Below are 14,965 nucleotides of genomic sequence, written 5' to 3' on the forward strand. Positions count from 1 at the left end.
TCACCAGCAGCTCCCGGAAATCGTAGAGCGTTCCATTACTGGTTTCTCGCGGGTCTTCAAGCTCATCAAGGCAATCCATCAGACTGAAGCTTCCATGGCGCATTTCGTCCGTCCAAAAGACGAAAGTAGACCGGATTCTTCAGGCGTTTACAATACACATGCATAAGCCAATGAAAGTTAACGATTCTCTCGGTCATGTGACTTCAACGGCATATTCCACTCGCTATGATGTTCGAGTGCAAAGGCCCTGCGATTCGGGGGAGGAACTCCCTGGATTGGGATCAGAAATTTTCTCTTGATGTCGAATATGTCCGGCGCTTCGGTTTCAGGATGGATCTCGAAATTTTTCTGAAGACAATTCCCGTCGTCCTGGGGCGAGAAGGGATTTCTATGCCCGGGCAGGCGACGGCGACCCGTTACGATCAGCATGCCAATAAAAAAAACTGATTTGGAGACTATTTGATGTATTTCGATATCAAGGATAAAAATACACTTCTCGACAAGGAAGAGGAAATTAGTCAGCTTTTCCTGGACTCGTTCGGAAAACCACTATCCCGCGATGAGTGGCGTTGGTTTTATATCGATAATCCAGTAGGTGATCCATACGTTTCACTCTTTTATGAAAATGGGAAATTGCTCGGGCATTATGCAGTTCTTCCCACTCGCTTGAGTTTTCGTGGGAACTCTTTCATTGCCTATCGTTCGATGACGACCATGGTTCATCCGGATGGTAGAGGGAAGGGGTTATTCACCGAGTTGGCCAAGCGGGTTTATTCGATGCTCGAAGCTGATGGGGCGTCGATGGTTTATGGTTTTCCGAACGCGAATTCGGCGCCTGGTTTTATAAAAAATCTCGGCTGGACACTTCTGATTCCGGATGGGGTTTTTGATTTCTCCGGAGGTGAAATTCTGGACAGTCAGGATTTGCAGAGGGCGTTGTTGAAGCCAGCTGAAATCGAATGGGATTCGCTTGATGAGGCACAGGCCAACTGGCGATTTTCCATGCCGGGAGCAAAAATAAACAGGATGCCGGGACTCGTTGCCAAAGAGTATCAAGGTGTCTGGAATGTTCTGCATATCGATCGAAATGGGTTGAACTCGATAGAGCGACATCAGAATTACAGAGTTTTGCTTGATGGGAAGTTTTCGGCTGAAAATTTCCTAACACCCAACCTGTTTAAATATCAGTTTGGATTCCGTTTATTTGACGCTGGCTATCATGGGGCCGACTTTCGGCGTGAATTTGTCATGTCGGATGTTTTCTAATCTCGGTTTTTAATCTGATGGCTAATTTGTTCGCTATTTATGGTGCTAACGGTTGTGGTCGCGGCATTATTCCGCTGGCCCGGGCACAGCTTGCGCAGGCAGGTATTCCGGCGGATCAGTTAGTGTTCGTTGATGACAACCCGCCGGCTCTGGAGGTTAACGGCCACCGCGTGCTGACTTTCGAGCAGTTCCTCGCTGAGGATTGTGTGGAGCGATATGCCTCATTAGCAATTGCCAACAGTCGTATACGCGAGATGCTGGCGGGGCGTTGCATTGGAGCAGGTGTCCATTTCTGGAATGTTCGTGCGGCCAATGTCGTCGAGATGGATGAGGTAGCGCTTGGCGATGGGGCTATTTTGAGTCCCTTCGTGACCTTGACTTCCAACATTCGGATTGGCGTTCATTTCCAGGCGAATCTCTACAGCTACGTCGAGCACGATTGCGTGATCGGCGATTTTGTTACTTTTGCTCCAGGCGTCAAGTGCAACGGTAATGTGCATATTCATGATCACGCTTACATCGGATCTGGCGCAATAATTCGACAGGGGATTCCCGGCAAGCCCCTGGTAATTGGGCGTGGTGCAGTTGTTGGTATGGGTGCGGTGGTGACCAAGGATGTTCCGCCGGGTGTTACTGTGGTCGGTAATCCAGCCCGGCCGTTGATCAAGGATTGAGAAATGTTGAATACCCCGTTTTCCCCTTGGCCGAGCTTCACGCAGGAAGAGGCTGAAGCCGTTTCGCGTGTACTACTTTCGAACAAGGTCAATTACTGGACCGGCCAGGAATGCCGCGAATTCGAGAAGGAGTTTGCGACCTGGTGCGGTAGCGAGTACGCAATTGCTCTGGCAAACGGTACGTTGGCACTTGATCTAGCCTTGAAAGTCCTGGACATCGGTCATGGCGACGAAGTGGTGGTGACCTCGCGTACTTTCCTGGCTTCGGCCTCCAGCATCGTGACGGCCGGGGCTGTACCGGTTTTCGCCGATGTGGATCGCGATTCCCAGAACATTACGGCTGATACCGTTCTGGCGGTTCTGACTCCGCGTACGCGGGCGATCATCTGTGTGCATTTGGCCGGTTGGCCGTGCGAGATGGATGAGATCATGGCGCTGGCTGAGGAAAAGGGGTTGTACGTCATCGAGGATTGCGCCCAGGCGCATGGCGCGCGCTACAAGGGGCGGGCGGTTGGCTCGATAGGCCACTTCGGGGCATGGTCCTTCTGTCAGGACAAGATCATGACCACAGGTGGCGAGGGTGGCATGTTGACGATGAATCGGCGCGATTGGTGGAAAAAAGCCTGGTCATACAAGGACCATGGCAAATCCTGGGATGCCGTGTACGAGCGTGAACATCCGCCGGGCTTTCGCTGGGTGCACGAGTCGTTCGGCACCAACTGGCGGATGACGGAGTTGCAGGGGGTGATTGGTCGCATACAACTGGCGCGGATGCCTGAGTGGCATGCAGCCCGCAAAGCAAATGCACTACGATTGGCTGATGCGGCTGAGGCTTGTCCGGCGTTGCGGGTGCCGTTGCCGGCTGCCGAGGTGGAACATGCATGGTACAAGTTCTATATGTTCGTTCGTCCCGAGATGCTGGGGGTGGGCTGGTCCCGTGATCGCATCATGGCGGAAATCGTTGCGGCTGGAGTTCCGTGTTACTCCGGTTCGTGCTCCGAGGTCTATCTGGAAAGAGCCTTTGATGGAACCGGTTGGCGGCCCGAGCCGGGTTTGGCGGTGGCACATGAGCTTGGCGAGACGGCATTGATGATGCTGGTTCATCCCACCCTGAGCGATGCAGAGATTGGTAAAGCCGGAGAGGTGTTGCGCGATGTCATGGCTCGTGCCTCTTGCTGATTTCGAGCATTGGTGTGGTTTCTGCTGAGCGATGGTTTGACAGTTCTTTACATTTGCGTCTGCATGCTAGAATGCTAGCCCGAACGTAATTCATGAGCTCGGCTTTGGACACAAACGCAAAAATAGAAGGTGACCAGGTAAGTAGGTGTGGTGGGTTTTGTCATCCTTTGCTGAAGCTTTCCTGGGGGCAGAAGCGCGCTCTGCAGGTTGCGGTTGATGTGGTACTGATCTGGGTGGCTTTGTGGCTCGGACTTTTTGTTCGTTTCGACACGGCCTTTCCCATTGATCCCCTGGGGCGTCATGCTTGGCTGTTCATCTCGGTCCCACTGTTTACGATCCCGATTTTCGTAGTTGCCGGGATGTATCGCGCAGTCGTTCGCTATTTTGGCGCCCGGGCCTTGCTCACGGTGTTCAAGTCTGTCTTTCTTTCCGCTGCCATATTGGCGCTGGTGATTCTCTGGCGGGGGCAATCTCCGGCTTGGGTGGTGCCGCCTTCATTGCCCATTCTGTATGGCGCATTCGCGCTCCTGATGATCGGTGGTGTCCGGGTTGTGATGCGTGTTCTTTTGAGCCAGACCGTTTCCACGCGTGTCGAGGCCAATCATGTCTCCGAGTTGCCGCGTGTTGCCATCTACGGCGCCGGCAGTGCGGGGCAGCAGCTTTTGACTTCACTGCGCATCGGCCGGGAGATGCAGCCGGTGGCTTTCCTCGACGACGATGGCGATCTGGTTGGGCGCGCCGTTGACGGGACCCCGGTGTTTTCTGGCCAGCAGATTGGCGAGATGATCAAGCGCAGCGGGGTCAAGGAAGTGTTGCTGGCCCTGCCTTCAGTCAGCCGTAACCGGCGCCGGGAAATTCTCAACGAACTCGGTAAATTTCCCCTGCATGTACGCACGGTGCCGGGGTTCATGGATCTGGCCAGCGGCCGCGTGAAGGTCAATGATTTTCAGGAAGTCGATATTTGCGATTTGCTGGGAAGGGAGCCGGTGGCGCCGGATACCGCCCTGTTCGAGCATTGCATCCGCGAGCAGGTGGTGCTGGTCACCGGTGCCGGCGGTTCGATCGGTTCCGAACTCTGCCGCCAGGTGATGACCAGCGCGCCGCGAATTCTGATTCTCTTCGAGCATTCGGAGTATTCGCTGTATGCCATTCATGGCGAGTTGGAGAATTTGATCCGGGAGCGTTCCCTGGATACGCGCTTGATCCCCATCCTGGGCTCGGTCGGCAATTTCGGGCGCTTGCTGGACGTGATGCAGACCTGGCAGGTCAATACGGTTTACCACGCCGCGGCTTACAAGCACGTGCCGATGGTCGAGTACAACGTGGCTGAGGGCTTCTTCAACAACACGATGGGCACCTTGCACACGGCGCAGGCGGCCATGGTGGCCGGCGTGCAGAATTTTGTCCTGGTTTCCACCGACAAGGCGGTGCGCCCGACGAACATCATGGGTTGTACCAAGCGCATGGCGGAACTGGTGCTGCAGGCGTTGGCGCGTGAGCCGCAGCCGGCGCTGTTCCGCGATTACGGTCAGGTCAGGGTGCGTAATCAGACGCGGTTTACGATGGTGCGTTTCGGCAACGTGCTGGGTTCTTCCGGTTCCGTCATCCCGGTTTTCCGCGAGCAATTGAAAAACGGCGGGCCGCTGACGGTGACCCATCCGGAGATCACGCGCTACTTCATGACCATTCCCGAAGCGGCGCAATTGGTGATTCAGGCGGGCTCAATGGGCGAGGGCGGCGACGTGTTTGTTCTCGACATGGGCGAACCGGTGAAGATCGTCGAACTGGCGGAAAAGAAGATTCGCCTCTCCGGTTTTACTGTGCGCAACGCCGAGAATCCCAACGGCGATATCGAGATTGTGTTCACCGGCCTGCGTCCCGGTGAAAAGCTCTACGAGGAGTTGTTGATCGGTGATGATGTTCTGCCGACACAGCACCAGATGATCATGCGCGCCCAGGAGGCTTACATTTCCTGGGACGAGTTGAAGCAGAAGTTGCAATCGACCATTGATGCGATCAAGAGCGACGATTATCCCGGTGTCCGGGCGCGCATCCAGGAACTGGTGACCGGTTATCGTCCGGAAGCCCGCATCTGTGACCTGATCTACGCCGAGCGCCAGGCGCTGCCCAAGGTGGCTTGAGCCGATGGTTGTCATTGACGCTAAGTCGTATCACGTCTGACTAACGCTACTGTACATGGCAATTGAGAAAATCAGGCGGTTGCACAATCGCTGATTGAATCAATAAAGGAAATTTCTGATGATTTTGGTTACTGGGGGGCTTGGATATATTGGCTCTCACACTGTCGTCGAACTTTTAGGGCGTGGCGAATCAGTTCTGATTCTGGATAATTTGAGTAACAGTAGCCTTCGGGTTCTTGAACGGATTGAGCGAATAGCAGGCAGAGCTCCTTTGTTTATTGAGGGTGATATTCGCGACTGCGCTTCTTTGACACAACTCTTTGCAGCGAACGACATTGATGCTGTTGTCCATTTTGCCGGTCTGAAGGCGGTTGGAGAGTCTGTATCGCTACCACTTCACTATTACGAAAACAATGTCGTTGGCACGCTAAGTCTGCTTCAAGCTATGCAGCAAGCGGGGGTGCGTAAGCTTGTCTTCAGTTCGTCGGCGACTGTTTACGGTGATCCACGCTCAGTCCCAATTCGTGAGGATTTTCCGCTAAAAGCGACTAATCCCTATGGACGGACGAAGCTGTTTATCGAAGAAATACTGCGTGATCAAATCAAAGCTAATCAGGATTGGCGGGTGGCCATATTGCGGTATTTCAATCCCGTTGGCGCGCATCCAAGCGGTTTGATCGGTGAAAATCCGAATGGTATTCCGAATAACCTGATGCCTTTCGTTGCACAGGTAGCCGTCGGTCGTCGAAGCGAACTGTCCATTTTCGGAAATGATTATCCAACGCCTGACGGCACCGGTGTCCGTGACTACATTCACGTCGTCGATCTTGCGCTTGGTCATCTTGCTGCGCTTGATGTGCTAAATCGAAAGCCTGGTGAAATCACCGTGAATCTTGGTACAGGGCGCGGCTATAGTGTGCTAGAAATGGTTGCGGCCTTCGAGAAGGCCTCTGGCAGGAAGGTCCCCTATCGTGTGGTGGATCGTCGTCCGGGTGACGTTGCCAGTTGCTATGCAGATCCGGAACTTGCGGCGCAAGCTTTGAACTGGAGTGCGGAAAGAGATATAGACATTATGTGCATGGACGCTTGGCGTTGGCAGGAGGCAAACCCTACGGGTTTGTAAGGGAGTAGTAAGCGCCAAGCTGATCCGATTGGTTTCAGTTGCGCCAAGTGTCCGGGGTCTGATACTAGGAAATTTTTAGCGCAGATTTAGTTCCTGCAGGATGGTGGCCGAGATTTCCTCGATCGACTTGGTCGAGGAATCCAGCCAGCGGATGCCTTCGCGGCGCATCATCTTTTCGGCCTCGGCGATCTCGTAGCGGCAGTTCGGTAGCGCGGCGTATTTGCTGCCGGCGCGGCGTTCTTCGCGGATCTGGTGCAGGCGTTCGGGCTGGATGGTGAGGCCAAACAGCTTGCTGCGGTGCCTTTCCAGCGTGCCGGGCAGGCGGCCGCGGTCGAAGTCTTCCGGGATCAACGGGAAGTTGGCGGCTTTCAGGCCGAACTGCATGGCCAGGTAGAGCGAGGTCGGCGTCTTGCCGCAGCGCGAGACGGCGACCAGGATGACGTCGGCCTCCTCGAGGTCGCGGTCGGTGATGCCGTCGTCGTGGGCCAGGGTGTAGTTGATCGCTTCGATCCGCTTCTTGTATTCCGAACTTTCCGCCGTGCCGTGCGAGCGGCCGACGGTGTGGCTCGATTTGCGGCCGAGTTCGACTTCCAGCGGGGCGAGGAAAGTTTCGAAGTAGGACAGGCAGAAGGCGTCGGCCTGGTGGATGATCGTCGCCAGGTCCTGGTTGACCAGCGTGGTGAAGACGATCGGCCGCATGCCGTCGGCTTCGCCTTGCGCGTTGATGCGCTGCAGCGTTTCCTGGGCTTTGTCGATGCTGTCCAGGAAGGGGACGCGGATCTGCCGGAATTCGACGTCCTCGAACTGGGTCAGCAGGCTGTGGCCGAGGGCTTCGGCGGTGAGGCCGGTGCCGTCGGAGATGAAGAATACGGTGCGTTTGATCGGATTGGGCATGATGGCGGGGGATTTTAGCCGCTGTTGCGCAGGCCGGCGGCGATGCCGTTGATGGTGATGTGGATGCCGCGGGCGACGCGCTCGTCGCCGTCGCCGGCACGGTGGCGCTTGAGCAGTTCGACCTGCAGGTGATTGAGCGGGTCCATGTAGGGCGCGCGCAGTTGCAGCGAGCGCTTGAGCATCGGGTTGTCGGCGAGGAAATCGTCCTGTTTCAGGATGGCCAGCAGGTGGCGGCGGGTCAGTTGCCATTCGGCGACGATGCGGCCGAAGATGCGTTCGCGCAGCTCATTGTCGGCGACCAGTTCGGCATAGCGCGAGGCGATGGCGAGGTCGGTCTTGGCCAGCACCATGTCCATGTTCGAGAGCAGGCTCTGGAAGAAGGGCCAGGACTTGAGCATGCGGCGCAGCGTCGCCAGACCGTCGGGGTTTTCCGCCAGCCAGCCGTCGACGGCGCTGCCGAAGCCGTACCAGCCGGGCAGCATGAGCCGGCATTGCGCCCACGAGAAGACCCAGGGAATCGCCCGCAGGTCCTCGATGCGCTCGGAAGCCTTGCGCGATGCCGGGCGACTGCCGATGTTGAGCGAGGCGATTTCGGAAACCACCGTCGATTGCCGGAAGTAGGTGGTGAAGCCCGGGGTTTCATAGACCAGGCCACGGTAGGCGCGGAAGGCGCGCTGCGACAGTTCGTCCATCACGCCGTGGAACTGGCTGGCCGGCTCGACGCGGTTTTCGTGGTCGGTGAGGCTGGCTTCCAGGGTGGCGGCGAGCAGCACTTCGAGGTTGCGGCGGCCGGTGTCGGGGTTACCGTACTTGGTCGAGATGACTTCGCCCTGTTCGGTCAGGCGGATCTGGCCGGAGACGGCGCCGGCCGGCTGGGCCAGGATGGCGTGGTAGGACGGACCGCCGCCGCGGCCGACCGAGCCGCCGCGGCCATGGAACAGGCGCAGGCGGATGCCGTGTTCGGCAAAGGTTTCGGCGAGCTGGATTTCGGCCTTGTAAAGCTCCCAGCCCGAGGTCAGGAAACCGCCGTCCTTGTTGCTGTCCGAGTAGCCGAGCATGACCTCGTGTTCGTCGCCGCGGGCGCTGACCAGACGGCGGTAGGCGGGCAGCGCGAACAGCCAGTCCATGATGGCGGCGCTCTTCTGCAAGTCCTCGATGGTTTCGAAGAGCGGGATGATATTGACGTCGAGCGCCGGTTCCGGGCCCGGCCGCAGCAGCCCGGCCTCCTTGAGCAGCAGCGCCAGTTCGAGCAGGTCGGAGACGCCGTCGGTCTTTGAGATGATGCTGTTGGGGAGGGCCGCGTCGCCGTATTTCTCGCGCAGTTCGCGGGCGGCGAAGAAGATCGCCAGTTCGCCGCGGCTTTCCTCGTCGTAGTTCAGCCAGGGCGAATAGAGTGGGCGCGGCGAGGCGATCTCGGCGCACAGCAGGTCGATCCGCTCGTTTTCGGAAAGTGCCTCGTAGTCCGGGCAGCGGCCGGCGGCGGCGAGCAGCGCGGCGACGGTGCGGGCGTGCACTTCGGAATTCTGGCGCAGGTCGATCGGCGCCAGATGGAAGCCGAAAACCTGCACGGCGCGCAGCAGCCGGCGCAGGCGGCCGCCGGCGAGGCGGGCGCCGCCGTTGAGCTTGAGCGAGCTGGCGAGTACCTTCAGTTCGTGGCGCAATTCGCCCGGGTTGGCGTAGGGCTCGGCCTGGCCGATCTCGTGGCGCACCGGCTCGACATGGTCGAGGGCGCGGGCGGTGGCGGCGAGGCGGGCGTAGATGCCGGACAGCGCGCGGCGATAGGGTTCGTCGATGCGTTGCGGCGAGCGGTCGGGCGATCGTTCAGCGAGCGCCCGCAGTTCCGGCGTGATGTCGACCAGCAGTTCGGACAGCGGCAGCTCGCCACCCAGCTCATGGACTTCGTCGAGGTAGTGGTTGATGACGGCGGCCGATTGCAGGCGCAGCGCCTCGCGCAGGATGTCGGCGGTGACGAAGGGGTTGCCGTCGCGGTCGCCGCCGATCCACGAGCCGACGCGGAAAAAGGGCGGCAGCGCCCAGCGCGTTTCCGGGTAGCGTTTCTGCAGTTGTTCGGTGGCCTGGATGTAGAGGCGCGGCAGTTCGCTGAAGAAGGTTTCCTTGAAATAGCTGATGCCGTTCTTGACCTCGTCGATCACCTTGAGCCGGGTCGGGCGCAGCATGCGCGACTGCCACAGGGTGAGGATGGCGTTGGCCAGCGCCAGTTCGTTGTCGGCTTCCTCTTCCGGCGTCAGTTGCAGGCGTTCGCGTTGGTCGAGCAGGCGGGCGATGTCGCGGTGATTGCGCAGCAGGCTCTGGCGCTGGACTTCGGTCGGGTGCGCGGTGAGCACCGGGGCGACCAGCGCGTGGGCGAAGAAATCGGCGATGGCTGCGGGTGAAACCCGGGATTCGGCCAGCGCGTCGAGCGCGAACAGCAGACTGCCTTCGCGCGGCGGCGCGGCGACCAGGTCGTGGGCGCGGCGGCGGCGGATGTGGTGCTCGTCCTCGGCGATGTTGGCCAGTTGCAGGAAGTAGCTGAAGGCGCGGACGACGGCCTGGGTGGTGTCGCGCGGCAGCGGATCGAGCAGCGCGGCGAGTTCGGCGCGGCTCGCCGGGTCGCCGTCGCGGGCGAAGCGGATGGCGGTCTGGCGGACTTTTTCGACGGTTTCGAAGACGCTGTCGCCTTCCTGGTCGCGCACGGTGTCGCCGAGCAGGCGGCCGAGCAGGCGGATATCGGTGCGCAGGGGTTCGTCCTTGCGCGGATCGGACGCGGAGTCAGACATGGAAATTCCCGGGGAGAAGAAAACGAAACAGCGGCGATTGTAGCCAGTTGTCCGCCGCTCATGGGCGGACAATGCCGCCGGGGCGGGCCCCGGCGGCGGTCTTGCTTAGTGGAAATGTACTTCGTCGTGGCCGGCGGTGGGCGCTTCGAGGTCGGCGCCGAGGCGGCGGGCCAGGAAGGTGACGCAGGTGATGATGGCGACGAAGATCCCCAGCCACATCAGGCCGACCGGGTTGACCGCCGCCTGCACGGCGCCGGCGGCAGCAGCGGCGGCCGCCGCGACCGGCTTGACGTAGGTCGGCACCATGCCCGGGAAGACGTAGGCCCACAGCATGTGCATGCCACCGACGACGACGGCCATGCCGATCGAGTGCTTGAAGGTGAAGCGGAAGATTTCCGATTCACGGCCGACCATGCCGGTGGCGCCGGTGGCGACCGAGATCGACTGCGGCGAGATCATCTTGCCGCAGACGCCGCCGCAGGTGTTGGCCGACATCGTGATCACCGGGTCGATGCCGATCTTCTCGGCGGTGACTGCCTGCAGCTTGCCGAACAGCGCGTTGGTCGAAGTGTCGGAACCAGTCATGAAGACGCCCAGCCAGCCGAGGATGGCGGCAAAGAACGGGAAGGCGGCACCGGTCCTGGCGACGGCGTAGCCGAGCGTGATCGCCATGCCGGAGAAGTTCATGATGTAGGCGAAGCCGAGGATGGTGGCGATGGTGACGATCGGCCACTTCAGCGTGACCAGCGTGTCGCGGGCGACGCAGCCGGCGGTCTTCAGCGAGGCGCCCATGACGACGATGGAGAAGAACCAGGCGAAGAGGATCGCGGTGCCGGCAGCCGACAGCACGTTGAACTTGTACACCGCGGCCTTCGCCTTGCCGGCCTGGTCGATCACCATCTGGTCGAGACCGGCGATCGGGAAGGCGAAGTTGAACACCGTCTTGGTGATCTGGTCGAGCGCCTGATTGACCGGCTTGATACCCCAGGCGCAGACGAACAGCGAGAGGATGATGAACGGTGCCCAGGCACGGAAGATCTGGCCGCCGGTGTACAGCAGCTTGGCCTTGCCTTCGCGCTTCGGCTCGTCGGCGAAGTGCCAGCTTTCCTTCGGATGCCAGACCTTGAGGAAGGTGACCGTGCAGATGATCGACGTGATCGAGGCGATCAGGTCGGGCAGCAGCGGCGCGGTGAGCGGCGAGTTGGCCGAGAAATACTGGGCGATGGCGAAGGAACCGCCGCTGACCAGGCAGGCCGGCCAGACTTCCAGGCCCTTTTTCCAGCCGGCCATCAGGATGACCAGGTAGAGCGGCACCAGGAAGCTGAGGAAGGGCAGGGTACGGCCGACCATCTGGCTGAGCGCCAGATCGGGGATGCCGGCCACCTGACCGCCGACGACGATGGGAATGCCGATGGCGCCCCAGGCGACCGGCGCCGTATTGGCGATCAGACAGATCGACGCCGCGTACAGCGGGTTGAAGCCGAGGCCGGCGAGCATCGCCGCAGTAATTGCCACCGGCGTGCCGAACCCGGCCGCGCCCTCGATGAAGGCGCCGAAGGAGAAGGCGATCAGCAGCGCCTGCAGGCGACGGTCGTCGGAGATCGAGGCGAGCGAGTTCTTGATCACTTCGAACTGGCCGGTCTTCACCGACATGTTGTAGATGAACAACGCGGTGACGACGATCCAGCACACCGGGAAAAGACCGAAGGCGCCACCGTACAGCGTGGACAAGGCGGCCAGGTCGAGCGGCATGCCATAGACGAAGACGGCGATCAGGAAGGCGATGCCGGTGCCGCCGAGGGCCGCAAAATGGCCCTTCATGCGTTTGATGGCGAGCGCCCAGAACAGGAAGGCGATGGGCAGGGCCGCGACCAGCGCGGACAGGCCGATGTTGTCGAAAGGATCGACATTCATTTGCCAGGTCATACAATTATTCCTTATAACAAAAAGTAGTCAGGCAGCCGCCGCTTGAGTTGTCATTCACGGCGCTGTCAATTCGGGCATTGTCTCGGCGCCGGGCGCGAGCTGGTACCTCGCTTCCGGCGTGTCTTTTCCCCCTCAGCAACCCATGATGTCCTCCTTGCGCGAGCACGCTTCGAGCAGGTAGGCGACCGAGCGGTAGGTGATACCGGTTTCGGCGGAGAGGCCGATCTCGCAGGTGCGATTGGTGGATACGCCGCAGGCACAGCTGGCCAGGGCGGCTTCGTTGGCGGTGTCGTGCAGGTGGCGCAAGGCGTGGCGATTGAGTTCCGGCACGACGAAACCGCGGTCGCCGCCGAAACCGCAGCAGGTGATTTCCGACGGTTCGATCACCTGTTCGGCGCAGGCGGCGAGCAGGGCGCGCAGCTTGCCGTCGGCGCCGGTGCGTTTGACGCTGCAATTGACGTGCAGGGCGACCGGTGCGCTTTGCTTGCGGATGACCAGACGCGGCAGCAGCGCGTCGTGGGCGAATTCGTGGAAATCATGGACCTGCAGCTTGCCGGCCAGGTGCGTGCGCATCCGCGCCGAGCAGGCGCTGGCGTCCATCACCACCGGCAGGCGGCCGTTGTCCGAGGCTTGCAGCAGCGCGGCGCTGAGCTGGTCGGCCATGGCGTCGGCCTCGGCGGCCATCCCCTTGCTCGCCAGCATCTGGCCGCAGCACAGGCGGTCGAAACCTTGCGGCAGGATCGGCGCGTAGCCGGCGCGCAGCAGGAGTTGCTGGACGACATCGCCGAGTTGCGCTTCGCCGGCGGCGGTCGGCCCGAACAGGCGGGCGCCGCAAGTCGGGAAATAGACCACCGGATCGCCTGCGCCGTGGCGCACCGCCGGCGCCCGGCCGGCGCGCGGCATCGGCACGCGCCAGGCCGGCCCGGCGAGGCGGGCGACGGTGTTTTCCCCGAGGACGGCCGCCGCCGCGTGGCCGGCCTTGAGGCCGAGCCGGGCGAGGCTGCTGAAGGCGCCGAAGTGCTCGCCGCTCCAGGCGGCGGCCGCGCGGCCGAGGCCGCCAAGCTGGCGACCACGCAGGCGGCGGGTGAGGTCGCCGGTATTGATGCCGACCGGGCAGGCGGTCGAACAGAGGCCGCAGCCGGCGCAGGTGTCGAGCCCCATGTAGGGATAGTCGGCGGCCAGTTCGCCCGGCGCTTCGCCGGCAGCGGCGCGGCGCGCCAGTTCGCGGACGCCGACGATGCGCTGGCGCGGGCTCAGCGTCAGCCGGTGCGACGGGCACAGCGGTTCGCAGAAACCGCACTCGATGCAGCGGTCGACGAGGTCTTCGGCGGCCGGCATCGGCTTCAGGTTGGCGAGGTGGGCGCGCGGGTCGTCGTTGATGATGACGCCCGGGTTGAGGCGGTTTTCCGGGTCGAACAGGGTCTTGATCCGGCGCATCAGCTCGGTCGCCTGCTTGCCCCATTCCATCTCGACGAAGGGCGCCATGTTGCGGCCGGTGCCGTGCTCGGCCTTGAGCGAGCCGTCGTACTTGTGCACCACCAGGGCGCAGACATCGTCCATGAAGCGGGCGTAGCGCTCGATCTCGGCCGGGTCGCCGAAATCCTGGGTGAACACGAAGTGCAGGTTGCCCTCCAGCGCGTGGCCGAAGATGATCGCCTCGTGGTAACCGTGCTTGCCGAGCAGCGCCTGCAGGTCGAGTGTGGCGTCGGCCAGCATCGGCACCGGGAAGGCGACGTCCTCGATCAGCACCGTGGTGCCCGGCCGGCGCACCGCGCCCACTGCCGGGAAGGTGCCCTTGCGCACCTTCCAGTACATCTCGCAGGTTGCCGGGTCGGTAGAGAAGGCGAGCGGCTCGACCGTGGCAATGTCGGCGAGTGCCGCGCCGACGGCGGCGATGCGTTGCTGCAGCAGGTCGGCGTCGGCGGCGCGGACCTCGATCAGCAGCGCCGCGGCGCCGTCGCCCAGCGTGCGCATCACCGGCGGCAGGCCCGGCTTGTCCTCGACCGAGCGCAGCGCCGGGCGGTCGAGCAGCTCGACGGCGGCGACCGGCTGCGGCTTGAGGCGGATCACCGCTTCGCAGGCGCTGCGGATGTCCGGGAAGAAAACCAGCGCCGAGGCCTTGTACGGGTCTTCGGCGACGGTCTGATAGGTGACCCGGGAAATGAAGCCGAGCGTGCCTTCGGAGCCGATCATCAGGTGGGCCAGGATGTCGATCGGGTCGCTGTAATCGACCAGCGCGTTGAGGCTGTAGCCGGTGGTGTTCTTGATCTTGAACTTGCGCCGGATGCGCTCGGCGAGCGCGATATCGGCGCGCGTCTCGCGGCCGAGGCGGTCGAGTTCGCCGAGCAGCGCGCCGTGCGTGCTGCGGAAAGCGGCGATGCTGGCCGGGTCTTCGGTGTCGAGCAGGCTGCCGTCGGCGAACACGACGCGCAGGCCGGCCAGCGTCTGGTAGCTGTTCTGCGCCGTGCCGCAGCACATGCCGGAAGAGTTGTTGGCGGCGATGCCGCCGATCTTGGCGGCGCCGATCGACGCCGGGTCGGGGCCGATCTTCCTGCCCAGCGGCGCCAGCCGCCGATTGACCTCGCCGCCGATCATGCCGGGGCCGACGCGGACCTGGCCGGCGTCGTCGCTCAGTTCGAAGCTGGCGAAACCCTCGCCGATCAGCGCCAGCACGCCGTCCGTGATGGCCTGGCCGGAGAGGCTGGTGCCGGCGGCGCGGAAGGTGACCGGTGTGGCGTGGCGATGGGCGGCGGCGAGCACGGCGCGGACTTCGTCTTCCGATTCGACGATGGCGATCACCTGCGGTATCAGCCGGTAGAAGCTGGCGTCGGTGCCGTAGGCGAGGCGGCGCAGTTCGTCGGTGATGACCTGGTGGGACGGCAGGCTGGCGGCGAGGGTCTGGATCAGGGCGTTCATTCTCTTCTGTCTTATAGAGGACTGGACGGGGCGAATTCGGGCGTTCCGGGCAAAAAAAAGCCCGGCCAC

10 protein-coding genes are annotated in these 14,965 nt (G+C 61.6%); 6 read left to right on the forward strand and 4 right to left on the reverse strand.

The features are described 5' to 3' along the window. Window positions 1–228: 228 nt before the first annotated feature. The 6 genes from ACLIIZ_RS09930 (at window position 229) to galE (ending at window position 6,383) form a co-directional block, all read left to right on the forward strand. A complete protein-coding gene (locus ACLIIZ_RS09930; RefSeq protein ID WP_416692055.1) occupies window positions 229–447 on the forward strand; it encodes a sugar transferase in 219 nt (72 codons plus the stop codon). A gap of 15 nt (window positions 448–462) precedes the next feature. Continuing rightward, on the forward strand, window positions 463–1,266 hold the full coding sequence (locus tag ACLIIZ_RS09935) for a GNAT family N-acetyltransferase (RefSeq protein ID WP_416691946.1): 804 nt from the start codon (window positions 463–465) through the stop codon (window positions 1,264–1,266). A gap of 17 nt (window positions 1,267–1,283) precedes the next feature. Further along, a complete protein-coding gene (locus tag ACLIIZ_RS09940) occupies window positions 1,284–1,940 on the forward strand; it encodes a NeuD/PglB/VioB family sugar acetyltransferase (protein WP_416691947.1) in 657 nt (218 codons plus the stop codon). A gap of 3 nt (window positions 1,941–1,943) precedes the next feature. Further along, complete coding sequence (locus tag ACLIIZ_RS09945; RefSeq protein WP_416691948.1) at window positions 1,944–3,119, forward strand: DegT/DnrJ/EryC1/StrS family aminotransferase; 1,176 nt, start codon at window positions 1,944–1,946, stop codon at window positions 3,117–3,119. A gap of 167 nt (window positions 3,120–3,286) precedes the next feature. Next, window positions 3,287–5,260, forward strand: coding sequence for a polysaccharide biosynthesis protein (locus ACLIIZ_RS09950; RefSeq protein WP_416691949.1), 1,974 nt, complete (start codon window positions 3,287–3,289; stop codon window positions 5,258–5,260). Window positions 5,261–5,378: 118 nt separating this feature from the next. After that, window positions 5,379–6,383, forward strand: coding sequence for a UDP-glucose 4-epimerase GalE (gene galE / locus ACLIIZ_RS09955; protein ID WP_416691950.1), 1,005 nt, complete (start codon window positions 5,379–5,381; stop codon window positions 6,381–6,383). Window positions 6,384–6,458: 75 nt separating this feature from the next. Here the strand turns inward: galE and ppsR are convergent, their stop codons facing one another. The 4 genes from ppsR to ACLIIZ_RS09975 all read right to left on the reverse strand — a co-directional run bounded on the left by ppsR (window position 6,459) and on the right by ACLIIZ_RS09975 (window position 14,896). Next, window positions 6,459–7,277 (reverse strand): posphoenolpyruvate synthetase regulatory kinase/phosphorylase PpsR, encoded by an 819-nt coding sequence (gene ppsR / locus ACLIIZ_RS09960; protein ID WP_416691951.1) that lies wholly within the window; start codon window positions 7,275–7,277, stop codon window positions 6,459–6,461. 14 nt (window positions 7,278–7,291) lie between these two features. Next, window positions 7,292–10,054, reverse strand: coding sequence for a phosphoenolpyruvate carboxylase (gene ppc, locus ACLIIZ_RS09965; RefSeq protein WP_416691952.1), 2,763 nt, complete (start codon window positions 10,052–10,054; stop codon window positions 7,292–7,294). A gap of 105 nt (window positions 10,055–10,159) precedes the next feature. Then, window positions 10,160–11,980 carry an L-lactate permease gene (locus ACLIIZ_RS09970; RefSeq protein ID WP_416691953.1) on the reverse strand — a complete coding sequence of 607 codons (1,821 nt, stop codon included), beginning with the start codon at window positions 11,978–11,980 and terminating at the stop codon, window positions 10,160–10,162. Between the two features lie 132 nt (window positions 11,981–12,112). Further along, window positions 12,113–14,896: an FAD-binding and (Fe-S)-binding domain-containing protein gene (locus ACLIIZ_RS09975; protein WP_416691954.1), complete on the reverse strand. Its 2,784-nt coding sequence runs from the start codon at window positions 14,894–14,896 to the stop codon at window positions 12,113–12,115. Window positions 14,897–14,965: the final 69 nt, after the last annotated feature.

Source organism: Azonexus caeni, from assembly GCF_048146105.1.
In the GTDB taxonomy this organism is placed as follows: Bacteria; Pseudomonadota; Gammaproteobacteria; order Burkholderiales; family Rhodocyclaceae; genus Azonexus; species Azonexus aromaticus_B.